Raw genomic sequence first — 26,948 nt, forward strand, 5'->3', positions numbered from 1 at the left:
CCATGCTTACGAAGCATGAACCATCACGAATGTCCTTGAAAACGGCCATTTGTGTGATCATTCATTTTAGGAGGTTAGAGAATGGCTGGCTATTTGATGTTCTCCGAGATTTGGACACCCTTCAAGGTGGTAGGCATACGAGTATTTAAAGACGAGAACGGCGACTACTGGTACAAATACCGAAACAACAAACGCTCTCGGCTGTTCAGATAATCTATCTTTATCTCATTAAATGATATTGCCATACATAGAATCATATAAACATAAGAAAACTCCCCCGACGGCCGAGCCGTCGGGGGAGTTTGGTTTTATTTCAAGGATGCAGCAAGATCGTTAATTTGCTTCATATAACCATCAAATTCCGTTCTATAGCTCGCAATAACATCTGTGCTATAGCCATTCTTCGTCAGCGCATCTGTCGTATCAGCGATAATTTTCTCGAAATCAGATTGACACTTGGAAATGGCTTGTTGCCCTTGGGACTTCAGAGTAGCTTTGGTTGTGTCATCCGTGGCCGCTAAGTATTGGAAGTACAAGCCACCCAAGGTGCTTTCGCAGCTTGTTTTAAGGGAAGCAAGCTTGGCTTCAGCACTGCTTGTAATCGACTCATAGCTTGGCTTCGTTTCACCAGAAGGGTCCGTACCACCAGTTGTACCTCCACTTGTTGTACCGCCACCCGTATTTCCGCCAGCTTGCGCAGCTTTGTATGCCGCGGATTCGCCTGTAATGCTGTTGGTCTTCTGATCCCACTTAATATCAGTTCCCACAGCTTCGGACATGAAGCGAAGCGGAACATAGATGCTGTTGTTAATCGAATAAAGCGACTGACCTGTAGGAAGAGCTTTTGTCTGTCCATCGAATACAAGAGTAGCTTGAACCGGCTTAATCGTAATGCTTTTACCAGCAGCAGGCTGTGCACCGCCAGCAGCTGCGCCAGCAAGCAGCTTCGCAAGAGCTTCCTTCTCTGCAGCAGTTGGTTCGGATACGGTAACTTTAGAAGTCTTTTGATCCCACTTCACCGACTTCTGCAGCGCGTAAGAGATGAAGCGAACCGGAATATAAGTACGGTCCTGATAAATGAAGGCATATTGTCCGTCCGGCAAAGCAAGCGACTGTCCATCGAACTTCAGGTTAACGGCCTGCGTCTTAATCGTAACCGAACTGGAGGCAGCACCGGCTGTCAGCGGCAGAACGGTACATAGAGCAACAATTAACAGCATGAGTGTGTAATGACGTAAACTTTTCATCATTTGGATTCTCCTCTTGTTTATTATGATTTAATAGCTTTGGCAATAGCGCTAATCGCGGATGCTCGTACACTTTGCTTGCTTGCTTCATACTTCGCATTCCAATCCGGCATTGCACGGCTATCAATTCCTACGTCAGCATAACTAGAGGCCGCTTGACTCACGATGCCCTGGAACTGCGCATCACAAGAGCCCTCGGCCTCCATGACTTTACCTAGATATTTATTTTGAAGATCCTCAACCGTAACTCCGTCTGCACTACCTACGATTTGTTGCAGAATCGCATTACTTTTGGCCTTACAGGTTCCGGATAGTGAAGCTAATTGCGACTCCGTCTTGGAATCAATGGATTGTTTGACCTGCTTCAGATCAGTAGTAAGCTCTGGTGCTGGTGTTTTTTCCGGTTCTTCTGTTGGCTTGCTGGTTTCGGCAGGCTTATCGGTTGTTTTGGTTCCGGTATCGTTAGGTTTGAATGAACCATTAGATTGTTGATTCATTTTTTTCCAGGCTTCATTAATTTCCTTAACTTTTTCCGGATCTTTTTCCCCTACCCACTCAATTGGATAATCCGGGTTAAGAATATTAAGTGTAATACCATACTTAATCGTAATATTTTTTAGAAGTTTTATTTCTTCGTCTGAGAGCTTAGATAATAATATCTCACGAATTTTCGTCTTCTCTTCATCCGACAAGTCATAAGTCGCATTCCCCTGAAGGTAAGAGATCTGCTTGAGACTCAGACCTGAGTTCATTAGAATAGCAGCTACATCAAGAGCATCTGCACTATCAATCTTGTCCCCGCCAATTAGCTGACTAGCTTTTTCAACTGGTTTCTCGATAATAGCTGGCAACTTTTTCGGCTCAGTCTGCTGTTCACCGGCATTAGCTACTTGATCACTGCTATGGCGGGCTGCTATATCCTTAATATCGATGGATTTGATGTAATAATAAGTGACTCCTATAAAGATCAATCCGACAACAACAAAAAATGAAGCGGTACCGATTACCCACTTCATCCAAGGTTTTAGCTTCTTTTTTGTTTTTTGCTTACGTGGTGTTTCCATGATGTCTCCTATCTACATTAATAATAATCTAGAAAGAAAGAATAGGATTGGTCTCCTTCACTCCATTATTCATCTTAGGTCTTCCTATGGAGTAATAGGCAAAAGGAGTCGCCTCCAAATCTTCTTCCCGATAAATATTCCGGCCGTCAATGAGGTTCGGCGTTTTTAGCCATTTTTGAATATCCGACAATGGGATATCAACAAACTCTTTCCACTCCGTTAGAATACACAGAGCATCCGCACCTTCAGCAGCCTCTTGGGCAGAAGTACAGTATTCCACCTCAGAACGGTCAAAGGCCTTTTCGAAGTTGCTCGAAGCAATAGGATCATAGGCTTTAACCAAAGCTCCCCGCTCCAATAAGGTCTCCATAATCTCAAAGGCTGGAGCGTCACGAACATCATCCGTTTCCGGTTTGAAAGCCAATCCCCAGATCCCAATCGTTCTTCCCGTAACATCTCCCAGCAGTTCATCAAGCTTCCGAATAACATTAAAGCGTTGATCCCGGTTCACTTCAACTACGGATTTCAACAGCTTGAAATCATAATCCATCTGTCCCGCGATCTGAATGAGAGCTTGCGTATCCTTCGGGAAGCAAGATCCGCCGTACCCGATACCCGCCTTCAGGAAAGAAGAACCAATACGCCGATCCATCCCCATTCCCTTCGCTACCTCCTCCACATCCGCCCCTACCTTCTCACAGATATTGGCGATCTCATTAATGAAGGAAATCTTAGTAGCCAGGAAGGCATTCGAGGCATACTTAATCATCTCCGAGCTGCGCACATCGGTGATGGTAATTTGATCCGTCAATGGACGATGCAAAGCAATAAGCATCTCTGCTGCGCGCTCACTTTCCGTCCCGATAATAATTCGATCCGGATTCAACGTGTCTTTAACAGCTGTTCCTTCTCGCAGGAATTCAGGAACAGAAGCAAAGTCAAAGGATTCCGTCGCATAATTTCGAATGATAGCTGCAACCTTCTCATTCGTTCCTACCGGTACCGTACTTTTCACTACGACAACTTTGTAACCATTAATGGCACGGCCTATTTCCGCCGCCGCTTGCTCAATATAGGCCAAGTTGGCCTTTCCATCTGGCAAGGACGGGGTACCAACAGCAATAATAATGATCTCTGAAGCATTCACGGCAGCAGCCAGATCCGTTGTAAAGGACAATCGCCCCGCTTCCGTATTGCTTGCGATCAGTTCCTTAAGACCAGGCTCATGAATAGGAACCTCACCATTATTCAATAACTCAATCTTTGATGTGGCATTGTCTACGCAAATAACTTCATTGCCCAGTTCAGAGAAACACACCCCGGAGACTAAGCCAACATATCCGGTACCAATTACCGCCAGCTTCATCCTCACTCACTCCCTACAATTTGTTTGAGATATTCAGCAATATGAACTGCTCCATTACGTTGCCGAGTATCTTCAAAGAAATGCTCTCTATCTATAAAGTCATGCATGTTGTCTTCCATTAATTGCCCCCACTCTATCATTCGATAGGGGTGACGGTCTTGAAGAGCCAGAATTGTATTCTTATCTTCTTTCATCTTGCTTCGATGAAGCAGGAGTAATGGCTTTCGAAGCGCAACCGCTTCTCCAACCGTACTCCATCCCGGCTTACTAATAACAAGATCCGATGCTGCAACGTAATTCTGCGACTCCGTATAGGAAGTCGGAATAGCTACAATATTCTTATGCTCCACCTTCATGTTGCTTGACACAATAAAGAGGCAAGCATCATCGTCCCATAGCTTCAATCCGGCCAATTCTTGTACATTTATACTCATTCCAATACCGAAATAGACGACTCTCTTCAGCCTGCCAGGATTAATGGTCTGTAAAATACGGCTTACTTCCTGCTGATCCACTTCCCTGCTGAAGAAATCCGCTTGAAAAGTTCCTTGTTTCCCCCAATCCGGTTCAAAAGCACCCTCCAAACGAACAAAATAATCCATTGCAGCATAGACATCAAATAATGGTTGGAGAGCAGAATGATCGATCATTTCCAAATAGGCCGTATACCAAGTAAAGTTAGATATTCCTAACGAGGGTATATCAGCCTGTCTCGCAGCTGCAAAGGCAATAGGAGAAATATCAGAAATCACAAGATTGACCCCAGCCGTTCGAAGAAAATCTGCCTCCCTTGCCGCCTCATGAGGCAAGCTCTCCATATATTCGTGATACTTTGCTGCAAAGGCCACTGTGTCAGGTTCAATGCTATCTGGCTGAAGAACATAACCCACGTCCGAGGTGCATCTGCGATACTGAATGATCCCTTGATAGTCGGAAAGTGAAGCCTGCATAAAGGCTAATACTTTGTCCGAAGAACATAGGACAAGTCTATACGGCTGCTCTGTAACTTGAAGCAAAGCACGAATGACAGCAATACTTCTTGTAGCGTGGCCATAACCATAATCGGAAACGTAATAAGCGATCGTTTTCGTGTTCATTATCTCATTGAAATATTAAGGCAGTGTTCGGACATCTCTGACCAGGTAGAATACAGCTCCATCACCTTATCTTCATCCGAATATCCGCTATGGACAACTATCATCTCCATATCGGTAATTGCCTTAAGACTATGCAAAGTCTTCATTGGAATATGCAGGACATTACCGGCTTTCACTTTCATCGGCACGCCGTTCTGTACGAACTCCCCTTCACCTTTTACAACCGTCCATACTTCTTCGCGGTTTAAGTGCATGAGATAACTAAAATTCCTACCCGCTTTGACGGCCACACGCTTCGTTATTACGGTACGACCATCCTCGTAACGCTCATCGTCCAGTATTCTGACCCAACCCCATTCCCTCTCCTCGAACATAGGGCCTTGATCATAATTAATAAAGTCTTTAATCCGGGGACTTGCACTCTTATCCGTCACAAGGATACCATCCGGACTAGCAGCTACCACAACATTGGATAATCCAAGTACAGTAACCGGAATTTCAAGTTCATTAACCAGATGAGTATTTACACAGTCCTCACTGATCGTTCCTCTGCCAATCTGGCTCTGTCCCATTTCTTCCGTTAATGTATTCCACGTACCAAGATCCTTCCAGTAACCATCATAAGGTACTACAACAATGTTCTTGGTCTTCTCAACAACTTCATAATCAAAGCTGATCTTAGGCATTTCATGATACTGCTCAACAAGCTGCTCATATTGAATTGAATGGCCCTTTTCCTTAAGGATGTTTATGAGGTAACCGAGCTTAAAGGAGAACACGCCACAGTTCCACAGAGCATTCTGTTCAATTAAGCCAACAGCTGCCTCTTCAGTAGGCTTTTCCTGGAAGTGACTTACTTTTAGAACACCATCAGAAGCCCCTTGTTCACGTTCAGGAATGATATAGCCGTATTTGGCCGATGGGTATGTAGGCTTCACTCCGATTAGGGCTAAATCAGCCTGAGTCTGTTTAATGGTATCCTCTAACTGTTTTACGGCATAAAAAAAGTGGCCCTCAACATAAGGGTCCACTGGTAAAATTGCTATAACTTCGTCCAAATCAACATTGGCGACAGAATATAAATATGAGGCCGTTAATGCAATGGCCGGGAATGTATCTCTACGTTCAGGCTCAATAATAAGTGGTACTGACGGTCCGATCTGATTATGCATCATCTCGATCTGAGCTTGGCCTGTAGCGATGTAGCTGGAATCAGCTAATCCGCTATCGCTAATTTGGCTCCATACACGTTGTACCATGGATACTAATTCGAACTCTTTGTTCTCGAGAACCTTCAGGAACTGCTTGGACCGGGCATCGTTAGACAATGGCCAGAGACGCTTGCCAGAACCACCAGATAGAAGTACAAGTTTCATTTAATACCTCCTTTAATATTCTCGTTCAACTGCACCCTTAGGTATTATTAGTACATTTTTTTTATTAACCTTAAATGTTTTAAGAAAACGATATACATACAGAGGGTTGTTATAAGCATATCTCTTCCACAGTCGTTTAGGCTCCTTTACTAATCGAAAGGCCCATTCCAAGCCCAATTTTTGAAAAAATAGAGGGGGTCTTTTAATATTTCCAACTATGAAGTCAAATGCAGCTCCGACACCAATCATCACGCCATTTATTTTAGCTCGATTTTCATTCATCCATATTTCCTGCTTCGGGCATCCTAGGCTTACAAATATTAAATCTGCGTCGGCGTGATTAATTTGATTAATTACCTGAAGATTCTCATCGGGTGACAACTTACGAAACGGTGGAGAGTATTTACCAACAATGCTGATACCGGAGTTCTTTTTCGTTAGCACCTTATTTAATTGCTCAAGGGTTTGATCTGTGCCTCCATAAAGATATATCTTATAATTCTTTTTAGGGGCAATTTCGCATAACTTAAGCATTAAGTTGGGACCATCAACTCTATCCTGTTCCCTAAATCCAAGCATTTTTAATGCCCATACTAAGGGCATTCCATCCGGAGTACACATAGATGCTTCATCCAATACCCTTGCAAAGTTCAAATCATTACTGGCAGTCACTATGGAATGAGTATTACAAATACATACATAATGATTCTCTTTATTATTAATCCAGTTATCGATTTCCTTAATAGACTCATCGAACGAAAGCGCTGTTATCCTGGTATTAACAATCATCCCCGCACTATACCTAGGTAAGGTATTCATTCCTTTTCCCCTCAATTACATTATTATAGATTTCCGTTATAAATTTCAAATTAACTTCAGCTGTATAGTTCTTTTGATATATAAGAGAAACCTTTTCTCTCAACTTCTCATATTCATGATCCCTGTAATTAATCGCCATTAACAATACAGTCCGCATATCTTCAATATCACCAGGATTAAAATGTAGACCTGTTTCCCCAGAAACAACTACTTCCTGTAGTGAACCGATTCTACTTGCCAATACAGGTGTCCCCATTGAGTATGATTCAATAATAGTCATTGGGAACCCTTCATACCATAACGAAGGCACTATTAAATACATAGAATTTTGCATATATTCTAACACTGATTCTTTTTCCTGTTTCCCTAAGAATACAACACTGTTATCAGTGGAATATAATTGTTCTAAACGTTCCTTTTCTGGACCGTCACCTATTATACAGAGTTTATAGTTACTTTTTTCCACCATCCCTGACCAAGCCTCAAGGAGCGTTTCAACACCTTTCTCTAAAGAAACTCTACCTACAAATAGTAAATACTTAGTAGTATTTATTTCCCTTTCTTGAGTATCCCTCATTGATGTAATAAAGTTAGGTTTCGTAACAATAAGGTCTTCAGGAATGCCCGCTTCTATAAACTTATTTCGCGCAAAATCAGTTAGTGAAATAAATTTATCAACTTTTTTAGCCCATGTGCCTAACATTCTATTAACTTTAATCATAGCTGCCACTGGAATCGTTTGAAAAATTGAGTCCCTATAGCAACCATTAAGTACCGAGTTAATTAAAGAACCCTTTAAGCACTTTTCACATACCTTTCCCTCTCTTAAAAACATACCTGATGGGCAAATTATTCTATAATTATGTAACGTCTGGACAACAGGTATTTTCAAATTGTTACATGCGTAATACACAGAGGGCGATATCAGTGGAAAAAAGTTATGTACATGTACCACATCAGGTTTCATACTAATTAACTTTCTTTTTAAAGCTACATATTCTGCTTTAGACCAAGTTGTGTTTATCGCTAGCATTGCTTTTTGTAATAAATTTTTATCATTAATCATATCATTGCTAACTGAATAAACCTCCGAATGTATTCCATTCGAATTAAGTAAGTTTAGTTCTTGGGATACTACTGTATCTTCTCCACCGCTCAACTGATAGTGATTATGTACAAATAGCACCTTTTCCATCCTAACTCCCCCTTTCTCTTTAGTTAAATTGTTTTATATACAGAACTATCAATTACAACTACGCTATTTTCAGATAAATCTTTCCCTAGCACAACATTTGCTCCAATTTTAGAATTACTTCCAACAACGATTGGTCCTAATACCTTACACCCTGCATAAAGTGTTACATTATCACCTAATGACGGCATTAATTCCAATCCATCAAACGGGTTTTTAGCACCAATTGTTACATTTTGAAATATCATTAAATTATTCCCCACTACTGCATTTCTTCCAATAACGATTCCTTGAGGATGGGCAATAAAAAGTCCTGGACCGATACTAGCGTAAGCGGAGATCTCCGCACCATGCAAAATCATATTTAACTTAACAAAAATATAATGAACAAACGGGACTTTTTTCAAAGCAAACCAGCTTGCAATTCTATAAAACATTACTGACTGTATGGGTCCAATTCCTAGAATTGAAAAAATAAGCACTTTATAAATTGAATATTTCCCCTTAATGTTCATTTGCTCTACATATCTATTTAAATCCATATTAAATGATCTTAAAAATGTAATCTGTTTCATGAGATTCCCCCATTTTGTAATAAAGCATCAAGCTTTAAGGAAATCTCATTCCAGTTAAATTGATTTCTATTTCTAATTCCATTCTCCACTTTATTTTGATATAACTGCTCATCATTTAATAGTTTAACTATTGCATCAGCAATATGTTCAACTTTTTCAGGTACAATTAAACCAGAATCAGTCTGCCCATGAAATTCATTTACCCCTTTTGTACTTACACTTACCCAAGGTATTCCTAAGTGTATAGATTCTATTAATTTAATTAAGAGTTGGTACTCGTTACTGTTATCTCGACCAAGTAGGCCTAGACAAACATCCATTTCAGCTACAATATTTAGTGCATGTTCTCTTTCCAATGCTCCATATATAAATATATTTCCATTCAACTCTATGTCTTTTTGAATAATCTCTTTTATTGCTTCAATTCCAGGTCCTTCACCTATTAAATGCACCTCAATATTGTCTAACTTTTTTTTAATTTCCTTTACTACAGGAATTAATAAATTAAATCCTCTATTTGCACTTATTGTTCCGAGAAAACATACTTTATTTTTTGATTTCATAATATCTTTATTATATTCAATCCCACTTACCCCATTAGGGATAACCTCAATAGAAGTAATAGGTGCATAATTTTTAGCAATCAAGAAATCTTTTGAAACTTGATTTATAGTTAGTATTTTTGTTGAATACTTTAATGGTATTCTGTTTACTGAATAAAACAATTTCTGCTTCCAAGTAATTGGTTCATATAAATCATGAATTCTTACATAAAGCTTACATTTAAATAATTTTGAAAGTAGGAAGGCAGTCCATCCTATACTAGTATTGAAATGAAAATGAGCTAAAATGGCATCAAATTTTGTTTTCTTTAAATACTTATAGGCATAAAAAAAGTAAACGAAACTAACCGTCCACTTTTTATACTTTCTAGGTAATTTAACACGATGTACTGTATGATCTAATGGCTTTTTATAATTAATTTTTTTAAGTTTTAAACTATCTATATTCTCTCCTTCCGCAGGAGCAAGAACATGTACTTCATGCCCTAAAGCTACAAGAGCTTTAATAAATTCCATAGTAGTTGTTACTGCCCCACCAGCTTGCGGAGGATAAAACAAGGTAATATCTAATACTTTCAAAATGCCACCACCTAAACTTTTTTGCCTATTGATAGTCCGATAAGAATACCAAACGGGATCATTACAAACATGTAAACAATCGGGTTATCAGTCATCATAAGCGTTAATATGGATATCATGGACAATACACACGCTAAATGATATTTAGCATCTATTGAATTATTTTTATCACTCCGTGCCCACTTTTTTATTGAGCTAATACTAATACATAAAAATCCTAGTACAAAAAAAGCAAATCCTACTATTCCATAATCATGAAGTACTCGCAAATAGTCATTATGAGGTTGATCTATTGAGTAAAAATAACTTCCTAATTCTACTTGTATTGAACCAACTCCTGATCCAAATATCGGATTTTTATAAAATGAATTTAATGTGAAATCCCAGAGTTCTGTTCTTCCCATTGCATTTATCGATATACCACCAATTGACATTGACATATCACCTGAAAAAAATCGTTCCCTAATTACACCAACCCTATTGATGATTACATAAATAACGCCTAAGGCAGCAACAGTTAATGTTATGAATCGAGTTATTCCTTTTGTATTTAGTTTAATTTGAGAAAGGGGGAATAATATGAATCCAATGACCATAGCTGTTCTAGATAAAGTAAAACATATTATTATCAATGCAATAATTGAAAAAAAGAGCATTTTTTTGTTTTGGCTATAGCGATAATCCGCAAGGGCTACAGAAATAATTAACAATGCAAAAATTGAAAATGCTCTCGGAAACATTATATTTCTGCTGTCCTGTCCCAGCAACAATGTAAGCGAAACATAAATAAGCATTGCAAATATAGAACACCAAATAAATATTGTATTAATTTTTTTAGCGGTAATTACATTATTACTGCTCTCCCTAGCTGATATTAAAATTAATCCTACAAATACAAACAATACACTAATATTTTGTATACCTTGTTTTTGTGGATGATTCCATAAAAAAGATAGTAATCCCCAAGAGAGTAGAATAAGTAGACCGATAACAACTTTTGTTGATTTAGGAAACCTCGGGTTAATTGTTAATGAGATCCACATGATACCTACACTTAATGCTGACAATAATGAAGATAAAGTCATTCCCGAAATATAAATATTTCTCGGCAAATCCAAAAGACTAGAGCTTAATAGAAGGATTGTAATTACCGAAAAAGTTAGTGAAACTTTAGCCCTCCCCCTTAACAAAGCGTACTGATTGCCATGAATTACGGTGCTAGTATCTTTTATCATAAACACCTCAGCATTTTATTTAGTTAGTAGTAACCTTCCTTTTGTTAACAACAGGTAGAAGTACAGCTTTAATTTTATATAATAATCCAAGTGTAAATTTTCTATTTATCTTTAAGGATATTAATACATAACTCATTACCAGCACAAATAAGTCAATAATAAGTGAAATTGGTTGAACTATCGTTACCTGAATAGTCAATATTTTAATCAAATAGTATACAATACACATTCCAAGAGAACTTATTCCACTTGAAATAAAACATTTAAAATATGATTTCATATTCATGCCTAATATCTTCATAACAAAATAAGAGCGAATAAAAAATATTATAGAATTTTCTATAATAACAGCATAACAAACACCTTTCAGTCCAAAGTACGATCCAGTGTACATTAATACAAAAATAAAAATAAAGGCATAGGAGAAAAGTTTGAGTTCAATATCAGGTCTCCCAACACTTCTAAACAAGGCGTTTGTAGTTGTTCCTAAACCCGAAATTAAGCCTGCGAACATTAGTATCTGTAATAATGAAACAGACTCAATCCATTTATCTCCATACAGTAGTTTAATGAAATCTGATGATATACAAAAGAAACCAACACAAATAGGAAATAAAATGAATGCTAGTAATTCTAAAACTCCTACATATCTTTTTGTTAATTTTTCTTTATTATTTTGAAGCCTTGAGAAATCTGAAAACACTACTTTCCCAATTGCATTTGATATTAGGCTCCTGGCCATAAAACTCCAGTTAAATGCCATAGTGTAGTAGCCAAGTTCTTTACTTCCCATTGTCTTCCCAATTACTAAATAATCAGCAACACTACTAATATAAATGAGCAATTGACTCCCTAACACCTTACTACTATATGAGATCATTTCTCTTACCATGTTTACTCTAAATCTTTGATTTACTAATTCAAGTACATTAGATTGGAGCAAGAAACCAATAGATTGAATTGCAGGTCTAAATAATAATTTTGTAGTGATCGATAGTATTGAATATCCTAAAACTGCCAATAAAACAGCAATAACACTTGATAACAATTCAGATATTATATCAATAACCATAATCCTTTTGAATTTCATTTCTTTTTGAAAAACTGATCTAGTAGTAATTCCAAATGAGCCCAAAACAACTCCTAATGATATATACTTAATAATCTGTTCAACTTCAGAACTATTGTAAAAATCAGATATCGGTGCGGATACAGAAAATAGTATCCCTGCTAAAAGGAATGATAAAATTATATTTACCTTAAAAACTGTGCTTACAAATGTTTTCTCTGTATCTTGTTTGTATATTAAGTATGCACCGACTCCTACCTCTTGAATTACTAAAATTATCCCCGTAAACAGAGTTGCCATTCCAAGTAAGCCAAAGATCTCTGGGGTCAATATTCGTGCGAGAATAATATTAGTAAGCAGTGCCACTACCTGAGTTGCAACCATTTGAATTATTGACCACATTGAACTTCGATAAAATGACATATTTTTATCCCCTTTATCCCCCCAAGTTAGATACACTTTTTATAAGTGTCAATTGTAAGTTTTGCCATATCACTCCAATTCAGCTGTCCAATCTGTTTATTTGCTGAGGAGTAGAATTTTTCATGGTTAAAACTTCTTATATCTTCCATGGCTCTTTTTAAAGAACCCTTTACTAGGGGATCATATAAAATTGAACAGTTATCGGGAAGATACTCCTTAAGTATACCTATTTTGGGAGCAATAACCGGTTTATACAATGAAAGAGCTAATATTGCAGTACCCGAAGTAGTTATTAATTTGTATGGTAATACCACAGCATTAAAAGCTGAGACATAATCAGCTAATTCATTATCCTCCAAAAAGTTTAAGTTTAAATGTATATTAGAGCTTTCTATACCATTGAGTAGGTTCATATCAAAATCCTTTGATACCCCTCCGGCAATTATTAGATGTGAATTAGCATGATTTAAGGCTTTAAATGCTGCTAACAAATCATCTATACCCTTATAAGGCGAAATTTGCCCTACAAATCCATATACTATATGATCATCAGGTATATTATATTTTTTTCTAATATTATTTCCAGTGGGGGTATATACATTTTGATAGTGGCCGTGGTGAACGACGTCAATCTTGCTGTTTTTTATATTAAATGTGCTACTCACTTCTTGAACCAACGATTCTCCCATTACAATTAATCTGTTACATAATCTACAAATAATCTTTCTAATGTATTTATCGTATTTTGTCATTCCTGAAGAATGTGGCCAGATGTTATGTACCGTCCATACAATCCTTACTTTTTTCATTCTTAAGAACATTAGTAGTAGGAGAAAAAGAGATGTTTTTAATAATGTACGTAATAAGTTCCTGCCCTGATAATAGTGACTCGGCCAATGAATGTGAAGGATATCTCCCTTATGAGTATTGAGAACATTCCTTTTTGAAAACGAAATAACTCTATAGCCCTGCTCCTCGATTGAAGTTGATAACAATTCATTATACTTATTTCCCGAGTTATATTTAGGCATCATAAATACTCTTATACTCATATTTTAATCCTCTTATATTATATATTTACCTCTATATTTTTCATTTTTTTCAAATCCGCATCTACCATCATCTGTACTAACTCAATAAAACCAACCTCTTGATTCCACCCCAGTTTTTCTTTAGCCTTGGAGCAATCACCAAGAAGAAGATCTACTTCAGCAGGACGAACAAATTCTGGATCAATTACGACATAGTCCTTCCATTTTAATCCTACATATGAGAATGCTACTTCCAATAATTCTTCCACTGAATGTGTCTCGCCAGTTGAGATGACATAATCATCTGCTTCATCTTGTTGGAGCATAAGCCACATTGCTTTTACATAGTCCCCTGCAAATCCCCAGTCTCTAAGAGCATCAAGATTTCCCATACGTAGCTCTGACTGCAGACCTAGCTTAATACGCGCAACAGCATCTGTTACTTTACGCGTCACAAACTCCAAACCTCGGCGCGGAGACTCATGATTAAAAAGAATTCCCGAGCAGGCAAACATACCAAAGCTTTCTCTATAATTTACTGTAATAAAGTGACCATATACTTTAGCTACTCCATATGGACTACGTGGATAGAACGGGGTCGTCTCTTTTTGTGGAGTTTCAATAACTTTTCCAAACATCTCACTGCTTGATGCCTGATAAAAACGTGCCTCTGGTTTAATTAACCTTACAGCTTCCAACATATTAGTAACAGCTAGTGCCGTCATTTGACCAGTGGCAAGTGGTTGCGGCCACGAAGCAGCAACAAAAGACTGTGCTGCTAAGTTATAAACCTCGTCGGGATTGGATAACTGAACAGCTTCAATTAGGGATGCCATATCTGTTAGATCACCAGATACCCAATTAATTTTATTCTTAATGTGTTCCACATTTTCATAGTTAGGGGTACTCGTTCTTCTTCTAAGACCAAACACCTCGTAACCTTTCTCCAATAAGAACTCTGCCAAATAGGAACCGTCTTGTCCTGTTACACCTGTAATTAATGCGCGCTTTGCCATCGTTTCCACTCCCTCTAATCTCTCTTTGTAATCTTATTGCCGTACCAGATATTCATTCTGAAAGGTTTCGTAAACGGCTCTAATTCCCTCTTCCAGAGGAATCGTTGCTTTCCAGCCGAGTCCGTTAATCTTCGTGACGTCTACAAGCTTACGTGGCGTACCGTCCGGAGCCGAGGTATTAAATACAACTTCGCCCTCGTAGCCCACTACGTCTTTTATCAAATAAGCGAGCTCCTTAATGCTGATATCTTCACCAACGCCGATATTCACGATCTCGTTCTCTTCGTAGGTATTCATCAAGAAGAGACAAGCATCGGCCAGATCATCGGAGTGGAGGAATTCTCTGCGAGGCGTTCCCGTTCCCCATACTTCAACCTCTGGAGATTGATTCACCTTCGCTTCATGGAATTTGCGAATAAGCGCAGGAAGCACATGCGAGGTCTTAAGATCAAAGTTATCGTTAGGTCCGTACATATTGGTTGGCATAACCGAGATGTATTTCGTTCCGTATTGACGGTTGTAGGATTGGCACATTGTAATGCCAGCGATCTTCGCGATGGCGTAAGGCTCATTGGTAGGTTCAAGTACGCCTGTCAGCAGGTATTCTTCCTTCATCGGCTGAGGCGCGAACTTCGGATAGATGCAAGTTGAGCCCAGGAATAGCAGCTTCTTCACCTGGTTGCGGTATGCGGCATCGATCACATTCGTCTGAATCATAATATTGTCGCGGATGAAATCTGCCGGATACTCATTGTTAGCGACTATGCCGCCAACCTTGGCTGCTGCCAGGAATACATAATCAATACCTTCCTCCTCGAAGAAAGAGAGAACCCGATCTCTGTCGAGCAGATCGAGTTCAGCACGGGTGCGATAGACCAGATTGGTATAACCCTTCTCTTCAAGAGCTCTTAGAATAGCCGAGCCCACCAGTCCTCTGTGTCCTGCTACAAAAATTTTCGAATTGAGTTCCACTCTCTATCCACTCCTTCTCCTAGTATGCGTCATCCGATCCAACCATCGCTTTGGCTGTCTTCGCGATAATCTGCAGATCAAATAACACATTTCGTTTCTCTATATACTCAAGATCCAGCTCCACCATTTCCTTGAAGCTCAGTTCATTCCGGCCGCTTACCTGCCACAGTCCGGTACAGCCTGGCTTCACGCGAAGGCGGAGTTTATCATAGCTGCTGTATTCGGTAACCTCTCTTGGAAGAGGAGGACGCGGGCCAACAAGCGACATATCGCCGCGAACGACATTCCACAATTGAGGAAGCTCGTCAATACTGGTCCTGCGGATAAATCTTCCAACAGTTGTAATCCTCGGGTCATGTTTCATCTTGAACATGGCACCTTCTATCTCATTCTTATGTAAGAGGTCCTTCAATAAGTCCTCTGCATTCGGGACCATGGACCGGAATTTGTACATTCGAAATTTCTTTTCATTAATGCCTACCCGTGTCTGATAGAAAAAGACCGGTGCTTTCGGATTCTCCAGCTTAATCAGCAGGGTAATTATTAGCAGCAACGGAGATAAAAACAGGATCCCGCATGCCGCGCCAACCAGATCCATCATGCGCTTAATCATCAGATAAGTGCGTTTCGTACTTCTTGTCTTGGCTTGAACACGTTGAGCAATGGATAAATGGCTGTCTATGGTCATCTCGGATTCTTTCCGAAGAGGCGATAACGCCATGTTGTTGTCTCCCCCCGTTTACTTGGATTTATGGATAAGCTCCCGCTCTATAATTTCTTTCATAGCTTCCAGCAGCGGTCCCTTAAGCGATTCATTCCGTAAAGCGTAGTCTAACGTTGTCGTAATAAAACCTAACTTCTCGCCTACATCGAAGCGTCTGCCTTCGAACTCATAGGCGTAAACGCCTTGTGACTCATTGAGCTTCTGGATGGCGTCCGTCAATTGAATCTCGCCGCCGGCACCCTTCTCTTGCTTGGACAGGAACTTGAAAATATCCGGAGTAAGTACATAACGGCCCATAATCGCAAGATTCGATTCCGTTGTTCCCGGTGCCGGCTTTTCGATAAAACGATCTACCAAGCTTAACAGCCCGTTCTTCTCGCTGTATTCCACAATGCCATAACGTTCAGTCTCATTCATGGGAACCGGCTTCACGCCAATAACCGACCGGCCCGTCTGTTCGAACTGTTCCATCAGTTGTCTCGTACATGGAATCTCGGAATCAACAATGTCATCTCCAAGAAGAACGGCAAACGGTTCATCTCCGATAAAATTGCGCGCACACCATACGGCATGCCCAAGGCCCTTCGCCTCTTTCTGGCGGATATAGTGGATATCTACTCTTGAAGATTTCTGTACTTCATCCAGCAGCGTAAGCTTGCCCTTCTCCATCAGATTGTGCTCAAGCTCAAACGCGCTGTCGAAGTGATCCTCAATCGCACGCTTGCCCTTGCCGGTCACAATAATAATGTCCTCGATTCCCGAAGCAACAGCTTCTTCCACGATATATTGAATCGTGGGCTTGTCTACAATCGGGAGCATTTCCTTCGGCATGGCTTTGGTCGCCGGCAGGAACCGGGTTCCAAGGCCAGCGGCCGGGATAATGGCCTTTTTCACTTTCGTCATGTTTTGTTCCCTCTCTTTTCTTTCTTTTCTCTCTCTATTTTGTCTATGTATGTGGTGGATATTGGATAAAAGGTGGGTATAAATATACGAGCTATGTCTTCCTTCGGCAGAAAAACATAGCTCGAACATTTAGTTATTGGAAAATAGGGGCATTTAACCCCTCCTCACATCACACCATTGGCAATAATGCCTAAGGTTAGCTACCAAACCCACAGCGTGACCGAGTGCCTGCAGTGATAAAGGTGCAGCAGACTTAACCTTGAGCGGTTGTTGTAGCCGCTCTCCCTACTTCACGTCAGCACTATAATAATAGTAGTAAGCCTCTTCATTCGACCGGCGCTTCACGTTATTCAGCACAACGCCAAGAATGCGGGCATTCACGTTCTGCAGATTCTGAATCGCCTTCTGAGCGAACTGGCGCTTCACCCGGCCCTGATCGACAACAAGAACAACCCCGTCGCTCTTCGTAGCGACAATCTGCGCATCCGTTACAGCGAGCAGCGGCGGTGTATCCACCAGGACGATATCGTACATCGTGCGAAGCTCATCCAGCAGGGCCGTCATCCGCTTCGATGCCAGCATCTCTGCCGGATTCGGAGGAATCGGTCCAGCTGTAATCACGTCCAGATTCGGAACATCCGTCGTTTGAATAACCTCTTGCAGGGTACTTTGTTGCGAGATGACGGACGATAAGCCGAACCGGTTCGAGATCTGGAACGTCTTATGAGCGGTTGGCTTACGCATATCGGCATCAATCAGAACAACCTTGCGGTCGGATTGGCTGAACGTTACGGCCAGATTGGCAATGGTGGTTGACTTGCCTTCACCCGGTCCTGCGGAGGATACCATAATGACCTGAATAGCAGAGTCGATGGCAGCGAATTCGATATTCGTCCGAAGCGTACGGTATGTCTCCGATACAGGCGAACGCGGATTGGCGACGCTAATCAGGCGGCGTTTATTCTCCGATGGTGACATTCTCCAGCCCTCCTGCCTTCTGTCTGTTCTCTGCCCGCGAAGATCCCGTCTGGAATTCGCTTGCTTCAACCCTTGCAACCATGGCCAGAGTCGGCTGACCCAGGTAACGCTCGACATCCGCCTCCGTCTTAATGGTGTCATCCATATATTCGAGCAGGAAAGCAATACCAACCGCAATCATAAGGGACACAACAAATGCGATGATAATATTCAGCGTGACATTGGGCGATACCGGTGCTGGCTGGTCATCCAGCAGCGCTTCGTTCAAGATCGATACGTTCTGAACCTGAAAGATATTAGGTATTTCCTGTTGAAAAACAATTGAGATAGCATTAACGATCTCAGCGGCCTGGCGATAGGAGACGTCCTGTACGGCCAGTGTCATAACCTGAGTGTCATTTACAGAGCTGACCTTGATCTTCTTGGCCAGTTCCTTCGCGGATAAGCCCAGCTGCGGATACTTCTCAGCGACCTTCCCAAGAATAGCTGGCGTCTTAATGACTTCTTTATAGGTTTCGATCATCTTGATGTTGGAGTTAATCGCGTTAATGTCCAGTGCACCAACAGCTAGCGATTCATTCGTACGGTTCACTACGATCTTGGTTGATGCCTCATAAATGGGATCCTTGAACATCTTGGTGTACGCACCAGCTGCAACGGTACATACCAGCACAAAAATAACGATAAGCAACAACCTCTTCCTTACGATAAGGAAGTACTCCCTTAAATCTAGTTCCTCAGACACTATTAGCCTCCTCCTGATTGCCTAGTTGCCTATGATGATTGTAATACGTTAGTCCTAATCTTTGTAGACAAATTTTGTAAAGAAACCAACTTTTTCTATTATTTAGCGAAAAAATACCTTCCTCCCAACTGCTGCATCTGAGAGGAAGGTCTTTAGTCCTATTAATTACTTGAAGTTCACTGCGCGGTAGATCATAACCGCTGCTTCAGCGCGTGTAGCCGATGCATTCGGCGAGAACTTGCCATTGTTGCCAATTACGATGCCATTCTTGGAAGCGAACGCTACGCCAGCTTTCAGGGAAGCGCTGATCGAGCTAGCATCCTTGAAGCCTGCCAGTGCTGCAGTCACGTCAGTTACGTCTTGAGCACCTTTCGTTACTTTCAGTGCGCGAGCAATCATCGTTGCCATCTCTGCGCGAGTGATTTGCGCGTTAGGGTCGAACTTCGTAGCCGAACGGCCTTGAATAATGCCAAGCTTAGCCGCTGCACCGATGTAAGGTGCGGACCAGTCCGTATCCTTCACGTCCGCAAAATCTTCTTTTGCAGAGCTGTTATCAATATCAAGAGCACGAGTCAGCATTTTCGCGAACTCTGCGCGAGTTACGTTATCTTTTGGAGCAAATACGCCGGCTTTTTTGCCTTCGATTGCGCCTTTCGCCGCGATTACTTCAATCGCACGGCCAGCCCACGATTGAACGGACGCGATGTCTGTGAAGCTTACTTTGTTCTCAACAACAACATATTGGGAGAACGTGTCGCGATGCTCAACAATCAGGTTGCCTTGAACCGTACCGCCTTGGAACACAAGCTTGCCGTCAACAATCTTCGCGAGGGACAGAAGCTCTTTGTCCACGCCATCCACGTTACCAAGCGGAATAGCAACCGTAACTGACTGCGCGAACGAAGTAACCGATTGGCCGCCAATCGTCAGACCAAAGCTGTATACATCGGAAGCTGCTTTCAGTTCGCCCGTTGTCGAGGAATCGGCTTTCGATTTGTTAATGTTAAAGTCAATTGCACCGTTGAACTGTCCGCCAACCGGAAGAACTGCGCTAAGGCCGTTAACCGTCAGGTTGATGCCGCCAAGACCTGCTTTGATTGCTTCTTGGATAACCGCATTGTCGAGGCCAATCTTCACGTTGTCTTGCGCAACATTGCCCAGGTTAAGGTTCAGTACAGGTGCCGGAACCGTAACGCCTGGAGCCAGTGCTTTCACGTTCTTCAGGATCTCGCCGATACCCGCGATAGCGGACAATACGGACGAGCTGCTTACTTGCACGGAAGCTTGACCGTTCGATACTTTCACGTCGCTGGACAGATCAAATGTCGACAGCTTCGTTACGAGCGCAGTTGCTTGTTGAACCGCTTCTGCAAGGATTGCCGCTTTCTCAGCGTCCGTTGCATTCGCAAGTTTATCCTTAAGTTTGCCAAAGAATTCCGCAACTTCTGGTGGAATTGTAGCCGTGCCTGTCTCTTCGCCGCCGCCAATAATGCCGCCACCAGTGTTGCCGCCAGTGTTACGAGTGCTCAGATACGCATTCATAACTGCATTAATAGCATTAGGAATTGCGTTAGCATTTACGATAGCTACCTTAACAACCAGGTTTCCGGCAGCTTCCGTCAATACCGTCTGATCGACGCCGTAATAATTGAATACTGCCTTGATTTTGCTTGCTGTATCATTCGTGTCAGGCACGGCTTGAATCGCACTCTTCACAAGCGTTACAACAGCCAGCGGGTTATTAGCAAGTCCTTGAACCTCAGATACCGGCATCGCATCAAGGCTGGCAAATAGATTTGTTTTCACTTTCAGCACGTAAGCAGCCAGATCTTCGAAAGTCAGACCGGTTACATCAGCTTCATCAGCAAGTGTACGCAGAACTTGGAATCCAGCCGAATCCTGAATGCCATCGAAATAGGAATAGTCAGCAGTATAAGTGAAGCCAAGCAAGTTAATATACAAAGCTTCTACAGCAGCCTTCTCATCAGGGGACAAAACGTATTTTTTATTAATTTCAGTTGTAATCGGTGCGATAATTGCCTTCACTTCATCTGCAGACAAGCCTTTAATAACATCACGCAGAGTCTTCAATGTTGCCAGACCGTTAACGCCTAAAGCCGCGTGCCATTTGTTCGCTTCAGCAATAAGCTGATCCGTGGAGGACGATGCTGCCGCGTAAGCCGTATTATTAAACCCCAGCTTTTCTGCCAATCCCTTGCTGCTGAGCGGAATTCCCGCGAATGCGGTTGCCGCCATGCTTGCTGCGATTGTGGATACGATAATCTTCTTTTTGATCGTCATTTCTTACATTCACCTCGTAGTTTAGTAGTGTGACAGTTTGTAACTCGTTACTACCTATACCAAATGTTGGTATTTATAGACACTAATAACGTGACAAAGCGACTAGCGCGAGCGCCAAGCCCTCTAGTTGATTGCCAATTCGTTATCCATTTCTGTTAATTGGATTCCAGTAATGGTCCATTCCGCCATAGGGATCCTTGGGAAATCTGTGCCTATCTGTTGCCTATTGTTAAAATGTACCTAGGAAAATACTTGATGCCCATTATAGCAGAATAGAACTTGGGAATCAGCACTTTCGCAATATTTCCTAGTTTTCGACAAAAAATGATCGGATCGACCTAGTTTTACGGGATTTTTTCCCAATATGGTAGCGTTTTCAGTCGATATTTAATGCTGGAAATTAAATTTCCTTCTCCCGTTCGACAAAATAAAAACCGTGCCATCTGCCGGCAGAAGTCCTATTCTGTCACAAATAAGAGACTCTCGTCGGCCGATAACACGGTTATGACAATAAATGTAAAACTTTACTTTCGATGCATCTTAAATTCTAGAAATAATTCGTTATAGTGCACGAGCATTTTTTTGCCGAGATTCTTATAGACTTCAAGCTTTTCCGTCAGCTCTTTGCCTGGGTAGAAGCGCTTGTCGCCCGAAATTTCCTCCGGCAAATATTCAAGCGCCTTGGCGTTAGGCGTAGAGTAACCGACATACTCGGCATTCTGCGCCGCATGCTCCGGATCCAGCATGAAGTTGATGAACTTGTGCGCGCCTTCGATGTTCTTCGCCGTCTTCGGAATGACCATGTTATCGAACCACAGGTTCGAGCCTTCCTCCGGCACGACGTAGTCGAGCTTCTCGTTCTCGCTCATGATCTCCGACGCGTCGCCGGACCATACAAGGCCCACCGCCGCCTCTTCGTTCGCAAGCAGCAGCTTGATCTCGTCGCCCACAATCGCCTTCACGTTCGGAGTAAGCGTGCCAAGCTTCGCCTTCGCCGCCTGCAGATGCTCTTCATTCGTATCGTTCAGCGAGTAATGAAGGCTGTTCAGCCCCATCCCGATAACCTCGCGAGCACCGTCGAGCAGCAGGATCTGGTTTTTCAGGCTTGGATCCCAGAGGTCATTCCAGCTATGGAACTTGAGGTCGGTCAGATCGGGATTATAGACAATCCCAACCGTTCCCCAGAAGTAAGGAATCGAGTACTTGTTATCCGGATCAAAGCTAAGGTTAAGGAAGCTGGGATCGATGTATTTCAGATTCGGCAGCTTGCTCTTGTCGAGCGGGATGAGAAGATTTTCCTCCTTCATCTTGTCAATCGCATATTCCGAAGGGATACTGACGTCGAAGGTCGTGCCTCCCTGCTCGATCTTGGTCATCATCGCTTCGTTCGAATCAAACGTCTGGTAAATGACCTTGATGCCCGTCTCCTTCTGGAATTCATCCAGCAGCTCCGGATCGATGTAATCGCCCCAGTTGTAGATCGTCAGCGTATCCTTGCCCGTGTAGCCCGCGCTCGAATTGAGGTAGGAGGTCAGGTACATCAGCCCTAAGGAAACGACCAGCACGGCGATAAACGTCTGAACTAAAGATCTCATCCCCGTCCCTCCGATCGCGCCGAAGTCCGGCTATTCCGCTGATTGATGAAGTAGTAGCCGATAACCAGCAGAATGGTGAACAGGAAGATCAGAGTGGACAACGCATTGATGGATAGCGCAATCCCTTGGCGGGCCCGCGAGTAGATCTCAACCGACAAGGTGGAGAAACCGTTGCCCGTCACGAAGAAGGTCACCGCGAAGTCGTCCAGCGAGTACGTTAACGCCATAAAAAATCCGGCAAAGATGCCCGGCTTGATAAACGGAATAATAACGCGCGTCAGCACATGCCAGCTGCTTGCCCCAAGGTCGCGGGCCGCGTCAATCAGCGTGGAGCTCATTTCCTGCAGCCTCGGCAGGATCATAATAACGACGATCGGCACGCTGAAGGCGATATGCGACAGCAGAACGGACACGAAGCCAAGCTTAATACCGATAATGGTAAACATGATTAAGAACGAAGCACCGATGATGACATCCGGGCTGACGATCAGCACGTTGTTGAGCGACAGCAGCGCGTTCTTCGGCTGGCGTCTTCTTACATAGTGAATGGCAAGCGCGCCCGCAATGCCGAAAATAACCGAGATGGCCGACGACAGCAGCGCGATCACAAACGTGTTCAGTACGATAATGAGCAGCCGCGTATCCGCGAAGACTTCCTGGTACCACTCTAGCGTAAAGCCTTCGAAGTTGCGCATCGCTCCGCCGCTGTTGAACGAATAGAAGATCAGATAGAAGATCGGCGCGTACAGGATGATAAATACGGCGATCAGATACGCATTAGACAGCTTTGCGGTTTTCATTCTGCAGCCCTCTCTTTCTGCTGCCCGTTAACAGCATAATAATCGCCATCGCGATAATGAGGAACACCGCGATCGTAGCGCCCATACCCCAGTCCTGGGTGACGAGAAAATGCTGCTCAATCGCCGTACCGAGCGTAATTACCCGGTTGCCCGCAATAAGCCGCGTAATCATAAAGAGCGACAGCGCGGGGATAAAGACCGCCTGGCAGCCGGACTTCACGCCATTTAGCGTCAGCGGGAAGATTACCCGGCGGAACGCCGTCCAAGGCGATGCCCCAAGATCCCGTGCCGCGAACACCAGCGAAGGATTCATCTCCTCCAGCGAATTGAAGATCGGCAGGATCATAAACGGGATAAAAATATAGACCGAGACAAAGATAAAGCTGAAGTCGGTGAACAGGATTTGCTGCGTACCGATGCCAATAAATTTGAGCATGCCGTTAACCGCGCCGTATGTGCCGAAGAGGCCAAGGAAAGCATAAGCCTTGAGCAGCAGGTTAATCCAGCTTGGCAAGATGATGAGCAGCAGCCATAGCTGCTTATGCTTGGTTCGCGTCAGCAAGTAAGCAGCCGGATAGGCAACCAAGAGCGAGAACGCGGTGATCAGAAAAGCGTACCAGAACGAGCTGAGCGTCATCTTCATATAGACCGGCGTGAAAAACTTCTCGTAATTGCCGAACGTGAAGTTCCCCTCTACGTCGAAGAAGGAATAGTAGACGACCAGCACGATTGGCGTAATAACGAATAACGCGATCCACAGGAGATACGGAATGAGATAGAAATTACGCGTATTAGTTCTCATCGTGACCCTCGCTGTACGCGTCCAGACGCTTATCGAATTCTTCCTCCGTCTCGCCGAAGCGCATAACGTGAATTGCTTCCGGATCAAAGTAGAGGCCGATTTGCTCGCCTACGGCTGCTTTTTTCGTAGAGTGGACAAGCCATTCGTTGCCCGCTTCATCGTAGCAGGAGATCTCGTAGTGAACGCCGCGGAACAGCTGGGAATCGACGCGCACCTGCAGCTTGCCTTGCTCGGTTGTCGTAATTTCGAGGTCCTCCGGACGGATGACGATCTCCACCGGCTCGTTCGGATTCAGACCTTGGTCGACGCATTCAAACGTACGGCCCGCGAACTCGACTTCGAAGTCCTGCTTCATGCGGCCGGCCACAATATTGGATTCTCCGATAAAATCGGCCACGAACCGGTTAATCGGCTCATCGTAAATATCGTTCGGCGTGCCGGATTGCTCGATTTTGCCCTGGTTCAGGACAAAAATCTCGTCGGACATCGCAAGCGCTTCTTCCTGATCATGCGTAACGAAAATAAACGTAATGCCCAGACGGCGCTGCAGCTCGCGAAGCTCATATTGCATCTCGGTGCGGAGCTTCAGGTCCAGCGCGGAGAGAGGCTCGTCCAGCAGGATAACCTCCGGCTCGTTCACGATCGCGCGGGCAATCGCGACGCGTTGACGCTGACCGCCGGACATTTCGCTGATATTGCGCGTCTCGTAGCCTTCCAGGTTGACGAAGCGGAGCGCTTCTTTTACCTTGGCCGTGATTGCCGCGTTCTTCAGCTTCTTGATGCGAAGGCCAAAGGCGACATTTTCGAACACATTAAGATGAGGGAACAGCGCGTAGTCCTGGAATACGGTGTTCACTTGGCGCTCGTTCGGCGGGATCCGGTTAATAACCTTGCCGTTGAAATAAATCTGACCCTTGGACGGTTCGATGAACCCGGCGATCAGCCGAAGGATCGTTGTTTTGCCGCAGCCCGACGGGCCAAGCAGCGTATAGAACTTGCCTCTTTCAATCTCGAAGCTGACTTCGCTTAAGACGGTCGTCTGATCGTCGTATTGCTTCGTCACTTGCTCGAATCGGATGATCGTTTGATCCGACATGATGGCTGCACTCCTTCATACCCGGAGGTAAACATAGTTAATGGTTTAGGTTCCTAACGATTGCTTTCAGCATTTGATTATACATGATGGTTGCGTGTACGCGCATGACTTTTTGCTTATCCGGGGGTATAATACAGAAATAAGTATCTATCAAAAACCTATTTACAATAAAAAGGAGTGTATAATCCAATGGCACAGTACCGTGAGATTGATTCTATGGAAGGCTGGAACGAGACGTTCGAGGCTTCGAGCGACCGTCCAACCGTTATTTTCAAACACAGCACAACTTGCCCGGTAAGCGCGAATGCGTACCGCGAGTTCAATGAATATTTGAACGGCAACCCGCGCGAAGATGCTGATTATGTACTTGTTAAAGTGATCGAGTCCCGCCCTGTATCGCTCCAAATCGCGGAAGACACATCGGTGAAGCACGAATCGCCGCAAATCATCTTCCTCGAGAAAAAAGCGAAAGTATGGTCCGCGTCCCACTGGTCCGTGACTAAAGAGCATATTGCAGCGGTATTGGACTAAGATCGTTGTAAGTGTTAGGCTGCAGCAGTGTTGATTCCTCTCTTTGAGGGGAGTCGCACTGCTGTTTTTTATTAGGTTGACTATAATTGCCTGCTTCTAGTCAATACCCGCTTTCACGCCCCCAAACGCGCAGTGTCATCGCGGCACTTTGGGCCCGGTGCTCGGTGTTCGGTGACGATTCGCTGCTATACAGCCCAGTTTCCGCCGCGTTGCACGATGTGCAATAGGCGGGATGCGCCCAGTAACTAGTTTGTGGAGTGCGGCCCCCTTCCGCTTACGTTGCACGAAATGCAGCATAAAGGCGCATTGCAGCCCAGTAACCCGGTATATCCTGCATAGAATGCAGGATGTTGAATGAAAATGGCCACGAAAAGTGGAAATTCGGGCTATATGCTGCATTTTGTGCAGGATAACTCGCCCACTGTGCCCGATATGGGCCTGTATGCTGCATTTCGGGCAGTATATCCTACGATGCCAGCCATTAGAGGAAAGTGAGTACCTCCATCATCCGTATGCGTTGCACAATGTGCCATCATGCGGCCGTCTCCAAGTAGCTAGTTAAGTTTTTAGTGCCACCGCCACCATCCGCCTACGTTGCACGATGTGCAGTATATGGCGGGTATGCTCCAAGTAACTAGTTAATGGAGTACGGCCTCCTTCCGCTTATGTTGCACGAAATACATCATAAGGGTGCTATGCAGCCCAGTAACTCAGAATATCCTGCATGGAATGCAGGATATTGGAGAAATACAGCCCCGGAAAGTGCAAATTGAGGCTATATGCTGCATTTTGTGCAGGATAAGTTGCCCAACATGCCATAAATGGGTCTATATGCTGCATTTCGGGCAG

25 protein-coding genes are annotated in these 26,948 nt (G+C 43.2%); 2 read left to right on the forward strand and 23 right to left on the reverse strand.

Translation table 11 applies throughout. From position 1 onward, the window contains the following. Window positions 1–81: 81 nt before the first annotated feature. Complete coding sequence (locus CFI03_RS31185) at window positions 82–213, forward strand: hypothetical protein (protein WP_268960397.1); 132 nt, start codon at window positions 82–84, stop codon at window positions 211–213. A 95-nt stretch (window positions 214–308) separates the two neighbouring features. Here the strand turns inward: CFI03_RS31185 and CFI03_RS25595 are convergent, their stop codons facing one another. The 23 genes from CFI03_RS25595 to CFI03_RS25705 form a co-directional block, all read right to left on the reverse strand. Beyond that, a complete protein-coding gene (locus CFI03_RS25595; RefSeq protein ID WP_248760696.1) occupies window positions 309–1,250 on the reverse strand; it encodes a stalk domain-containing protein in 942 nt (313 codons plus the stop codon). 20 nt (window positions 1,251–1,270) lie between these two features. Further along, entirely contained in the window at window positions 1,271–2,311 is a 1,041-nt protein-coding gene (locus CFI03_RS25600; protein ID WP_248760697.1) for a hypothetical protein, read from the reverse strand. Between the two features lie 28 nt (window positions 2,312–2,339). Continuing rightward, complete coding sequence (locus CFI03_RS25605) at window positions 2,340–3,677, reverse strand: UDP-glucose dehydrogenase family protein (protein ID WP_248760698.1); 1,338 nt, start codon at window positions 3,675–3,677, stop codon at window positions 2,340–2,342. Window positions 3,678–3,679: 2 nt separating this feature from the next. After that, window positions 3,680–4,774 (reverse strand): glycosyltransferase, encoded by a 1,095-nt coding sequence (locus tag CFI03_RS25610; RefSeq protein ID WP_248760699.1) that lies wholly within the window; start codon window positions 4,772–4,774, stop codon window positions 3,680–3,682. Continuing rightward, a complete protein-coding gene (locus CFI03_RS25615; RefSeq protein WP_248760700.1) occupies window positions 4,774–6,150 on the reverse strand; it encodes a sugar phosphate nucleotidyltransferase in 1,377 nt (458 codons plus the stop codon). The genes CFI03_RS25610 and CFI03_RS25615 overlap by 1 nt, the downstream gene beginning before the upstream one ends. A gap of 12 nt (window positions 6,151–6,162) precedes the next feature. Further along, on the reverse strand, window positions 6,163–6,969 hold the full coding sequence (locus CFI03_RS25620) for a WecB/TagA/CpsF family glycosyltransferase (RefSeq protein ID WP_248760704.1): 807 nt from the start codon (window positions 6,967–6,969) through the stop codon (window positions 6,163–6,165). Next, window positions 6,953–8,164 (reverse strand): glycosyltransferase family 4 protein, encoded by a 1,212-nt coding sequence (locus CFI03_RS25625; protein ID WP_248760710.1) that lies wholly within the window; start codon window positions 8,162–8,164, stop codon window positions 6,953–6,955. Before CFI03_RS25625 ends, CFI03_RS25620 begins: the two co-directional genes overlap by 17 nt. A gap of 23 nt (window positions 8,165–8,187) precedes the next feature. Continuing rightward, window positions 8,188–8,736 carry a serine O-acetyltransferase gene (locus tag CFI03_RS25630; RefSeq protein WP_248760712.1) on the reverse strand — a complete coding sequence of 183 codons (549 nt, stop codon included), beginning with the start codon at window positions 8,734–8,736 and terminating at the stop codon, window positions 8,188–8,190. After that, window positions 8,733–9,878 (reverse strand): glycosyltransferase family 4 protein, encoded by a 1,146-nt coding sequence (locus tag CFI03_RS25635; RefSeq protein ID WP_248760715.1) that lies wholly within the window; start codon window positions 9,876–9,878, stop codon window positions 8,733–8,735. Before CFI03_RS25635 ends, CFI03_RS25630 begins: the two co-directional genes overlap by 4 nt. An 11-nt stretch (window positions 9,879–9,889) precedes the next feature. Then, window positions 9,890–11,113 (reverse strand): O-antigen ligase family protein, encoded by a 1,224-nt coding sequence (locus tag CFI03_RS25640; RefSeq protein WP_248760717.1) that lies wholly within the window; start codon window positions 11,111–11,113, stop codon window positions 9,890–9,892. Window positions 11,114–11,132: 19 nt separating this feature from the next. Further along, entirely contained in the window at window positions 11,133–12,605 is a 1,473-nt protein-coding gene (locus CFI03_RS25645) for a lipopolysaccharide biosynthesis protein (RefSeq protein ID WP_248760719.1), read from the reverse strand. Between the two features lie 26 nt (window positions 12,606–12,631). Then, window positions 12,632–13,657 carry a glycosyltransferase family 4 protein gene (locus CFI03_RS25650; protein ID WP_248760721.1) on the reverse strand — a complete coding sequence of 342 codons (1,026 nt, stop codon included), beginning with the start codon at window positions 13,655–13,657 and terminating at the stop codon, window positions 12,632–12,634. Window positions 13,658–13,674: 17 nt separating this feature from the next. Then, a complete protein-coding gene (gene gmd, locus CFI03_RS25655) occupies window positions 13,675–14,652 on the reverse strand; it encodes a GDP-mannose 4,6-dehydratase (protein WP_248760723.1) in 978 nt (325 codons plus the stop codon). Window positions 14,653–14,685: 33 nt separating this feature from the next. Further along, window positions 14,686–15,624, reverse strand: coding sequence for a GDP-L-fucose synthase (gene fcl / locus CFI03_RS25660; RefSeq protein ID WP_127498107.1), 939 nt, complete (start codon window positions 15,622–15,624; stop codon window positions 14,686–14,688). A 19-nt stretch (window positions 15,625–15,643) separates the two neighbouring features. Beyond that, window positions 15,644–16,345, reverse strand: coding sequence for a sugar transferase (locus tag CFI03_RS25665; RefSeq protein WP_283094697.1), 702 nt, complete (start codon window positions 16,343–16,345; stop codon window positions 15,644–15,646). 18 nt (window positions 16,346–16,363) lie between these two features. Further along, window positions 16,364–17,251 (reverse strand): UTP--glucose-1-phosphate uridylyltransferase GalU, encoded by an 888-nt coding sequence (gene galU / locus CFI03_RS25670; RefSeq protein WP_248760725.1) that lies wholly within the window; start codon window positions 17,249–17,251, stop codon window positions 16,364–16,366. Between the two features lie 285 nt (window positions 17,252–17,536). Then, window positions 17,537–18,229, reverse strand: coding sequence for a CpsD/CapB family tyrosine-protein kinase (locus CFI03_RS25675; RefSeq protein WP_248760727.1), 693 nt, complete (start codon window positions 18,227–18,229; stop codon window positions 17,537–17,539). Further along, a complete protein-coding gene (locus CFI03_RS25680; RefSeq protein WP_248760728.1) occupies window positions 18,210–18,974 on the reverse strand; it encodes a YveK family protein in 765 nt (254 codons plus the stop codon). Before CFI03_RS25680 ends, CFI03_RS25675 begins: the two co-directional genes overlap by 20 nt. A 165-nt stretch (window positions 18,975–19,139) precedes the next feature. Then, the gene (locus CFI03_RS25685; RefSeq protein ID WP_248760736.1) at window positions 19,140–21,275 is read right to left on the reverse strand and encodes an S-layer homology domain-containing protein; all 2,136 of its coding nucleotides are present in this window, start codon (window positions 21,273–21,275) and stop codon (window positions 19,140–19,142) included. A gap of 524 nt (window positions 21,276–21,799) precedes the next feature. After that, window positions 21,800–22,870 carry an ABC transporter substrate-binding protein gene (locus CFI03_RS25690; protein ID WP_248760737.1) on the reverse strand — a complete coding sequence of 357 codons (1,071 nt, stop codon included), beginning with the start codon at window positions 22,868–22,870 and terminating at the stop codon, window positions 21,800–21,802. Further along, window positions 22,867–23,670, reverse strand: a complete 804-nt coding sequence (locus CFI03_RS25695; protein WP_248760738.1) for an ABC transporter permease — start codon at window positions 23,668–23,670, stop codon at window positions 22,867–22,869. The genes CFI03_RS25690 and CFI03_RS25695 overlap by 4 nt, the downstream gene beginning before the upstream one ends. Then, window positions 23,648–24,472: an ABC transporter permease gene (locus CFI03_RS25700; protein WP_248760741.1), complete on the reverse strand. Its 825-nt coding sequence runs from the start codon at window positions 24,470–24,472 to the stop codon at window positions 23,648–23,650. Before CFI03_RS25700 ends, CFI03_RS25695 begins: the two co-directional genes overlap by 23 nt. Continuing rightward, entirely contained in the window at window positions 24,462–25,568 is a 1,107-nt protein-coding gene (locus CFI03_RS25705; RefSeq protein ID WP_248760743.1) for an ABC transporter ATP-binding protein, read from the reverse strand. The genes CFI03_RS25700 and CFI03_RS25705 overlap by 11 nt, the downstream gene beginning before the upstream one ends. A 189-nt stretch (window positions 25,569–25,757) precedes the next feature. Between CFI03_RS25705 and ytxJ the strand changes: the two genes are divergently transcribed. Next, window positions 25,758–26,099 (forward strand): bacillithiol system redox-active protein YtxJ, encoded by a 342-nt coding sequence (gene ytxJ / locus CFI03_RS25710; RefSeq protein WP_248760750.1) that lies wholly within the window; start codon window positions 25,758–25,760, stop codon window positions 26,097–26,099. The last annotated feature ends 849 nt before the right edge of the window (window positions 26,100–26,948 follow it).

Source organism: Paenibacillus sp. ATY16, assembly GCF_003399985.2.
GTDB lineage: Bacteria > Bacillota > Bacilli > Paenibacillales > Paenibacillaceae > Pristimantibacillus > Pristimantibacillus glycanilyticus.

What these genes read in the sequence shown, in the direction of transcription:
- CFI03_RS31185 (WP_268960397.1), top strand. Translation starts at nt 82, where the DNA reads ATGGCTGGCTATTTGATGTTCTCCGAGATTTGGACACCCTTCAAGGTG.
- CFI03_RS25595 (WP_248760696.1), bottom strand. Translation starts at nt 1,250, where the DNA reads ATGATGAAAAGTTTACGTCATTACACACTCATGCTGTTAATTGTTGCT.
- CFI03_RS25600 (WP_248760697.1), bottom strand. Translation starts at nt 2,311, where the DNA reads ATGGAAACACCACGTAAGCAAAAAACAAAAAAGAAGCTAAAACCTTGG.
- CFI03_RS25605 (WP_248760698.1), bottom strand. Translation starts at nt 3,677, where the DNA reads ATGAAGCTGGCGGTAATTGGTACCGGATATGTTGGCTTAGTCTCCGGG.
- CFI03_RS25610 (WP_248760699.1), bottom strand. Translation starts at nt 4,774, where the DNA reads ATGAACACGAAAACGATCGCTTATTACGTTTCCGATTATGGTTATGGC.
- CFI03_RS25615 (WP_248760700.1), bottom strand. Translation starts at nt 6,150, where the DNA reads ATGAAACTTGTACTTCTATCTGGTGGTTCTGGCAAGCGTCTCTGGCCA.
- CFI03_RS25620 (WP_248760704.1), bottom strand. Translation starts at nt 6,969, where the DNA reads ATGAATACCTTACCTAGGTATAGTGCGGGGATGATTGTTAATACCAGG.
- CFI03_RS25625 (WP_248760710.1), bottom strand. Translation starts at nt 8,164, where the DNA reads ATGGAAAAGGTGCTATTTGTACATAATCACTATCAGTTGAGCGGTGGA.
- CFI03_RS25630 (WP_248760712.1), bottom strand. Translation starts at nt 8,736, where the DNA reads ATGAAACAGATTACATTTTTAAGATCATTTAATATGGATTTAAATAGA.
- CFI03_RS25640 (WP_248760717.1), bottom strand. Translation starts at nt 11,113, where the DNA reads ATGATAAAAGATACTAGCACCGTAATTCATGGCAATCAGTACGCTTTG.
- CFI03_RS25645 (WP_248760719.1), bottom strand. Translation starts at nt 12,605, where the DNA reads ATGTCATTTTATCGAAGTTCAATGTGGTCAATAATTCAAATGGTTGCA.
- CFI03_RS25650 (WP_248760721.1), bottom strand. Translation starts at nt 13,657, where the DNA reads ATGAGTATAAGAGTATTTATGATGCCTAAATATAACTCGGGAAATAAG.
- gmd (WP_248760723.1), bottom strand. Translation starts at nt 14,652, where the DNA reads ATGGCAAAGCGCGCATTAATTACAGGTGTAACAGGACAAGACGGTTCC.
- CFI03_RS25665 (WP_283094697.1), bottom strand. Translation starts at nt 16,345, where the DNA reads ATGGCGTTATCGCCTCTTCGGAAAGAATCCGAGATGACCATAGACAGC.
- galU (WP_248760725.1), bottom strand. Translation starts at nt 17,251, where the DNA reads ATGACGAAAGTGAAAAAGGCCATTATCCCGGCCGCTGGCCTTGGAACC.
- CFI03_RS25675 (WP_248760727.1), bottom strand. Translation starts at nt 18,229, where the DNA reads ATGTCACCATCGGAGAATAAACGCCGCCTGATTAGCGTCGCCAATCCG.
- CFI03_RS25685 (WP_248760736.1), bottom strand. Translation starts at nt 21,275, where the DNA reads ATGACGATCAAAAAGAAGATTATCGTATCCACAATCGCAGCAAGCATG.
- CFI03_RS25690 (WP_248760737.1), bottom strand. Translation starts at nt 22,870, where the DNA reads ATGAGATCTTTAGTTCAGACGTTTATCGCCGTGCTGGTCGTTTCCTTA.
- CFI03_RS25695 (WP_248760738.1), bottom strand. Translation starts at nt 23,670, where the DNA reads ATGAAAACCGCAAAGCTGTCTAATGCGTATCTGATCGCCGTATTTATC.
- CFI03_RS25700 (WP_248760741.1), bottom strand. Translation starts at nt 24,472, where the DNA reads ATGAGAACTAATACGCGTAATTTCTATCTCATTCCGTATCTCCTGTGG.
- CFI03_RS25705 (WP_248760743.1), bottom strand. Translation starts at nt 25,568, where the DNA reads ATGTCGGATCAAACGATCATCCGATTCGAGCAAGTGACGAAGCAATAC.
- ytxJ (WP_248760750.1), top strand. Translation starts at nt 25,758, where the DNA reads ATGGCACAGTACCGTGAGATTGATTCTATGGAAGGCTGGAACGAGACG.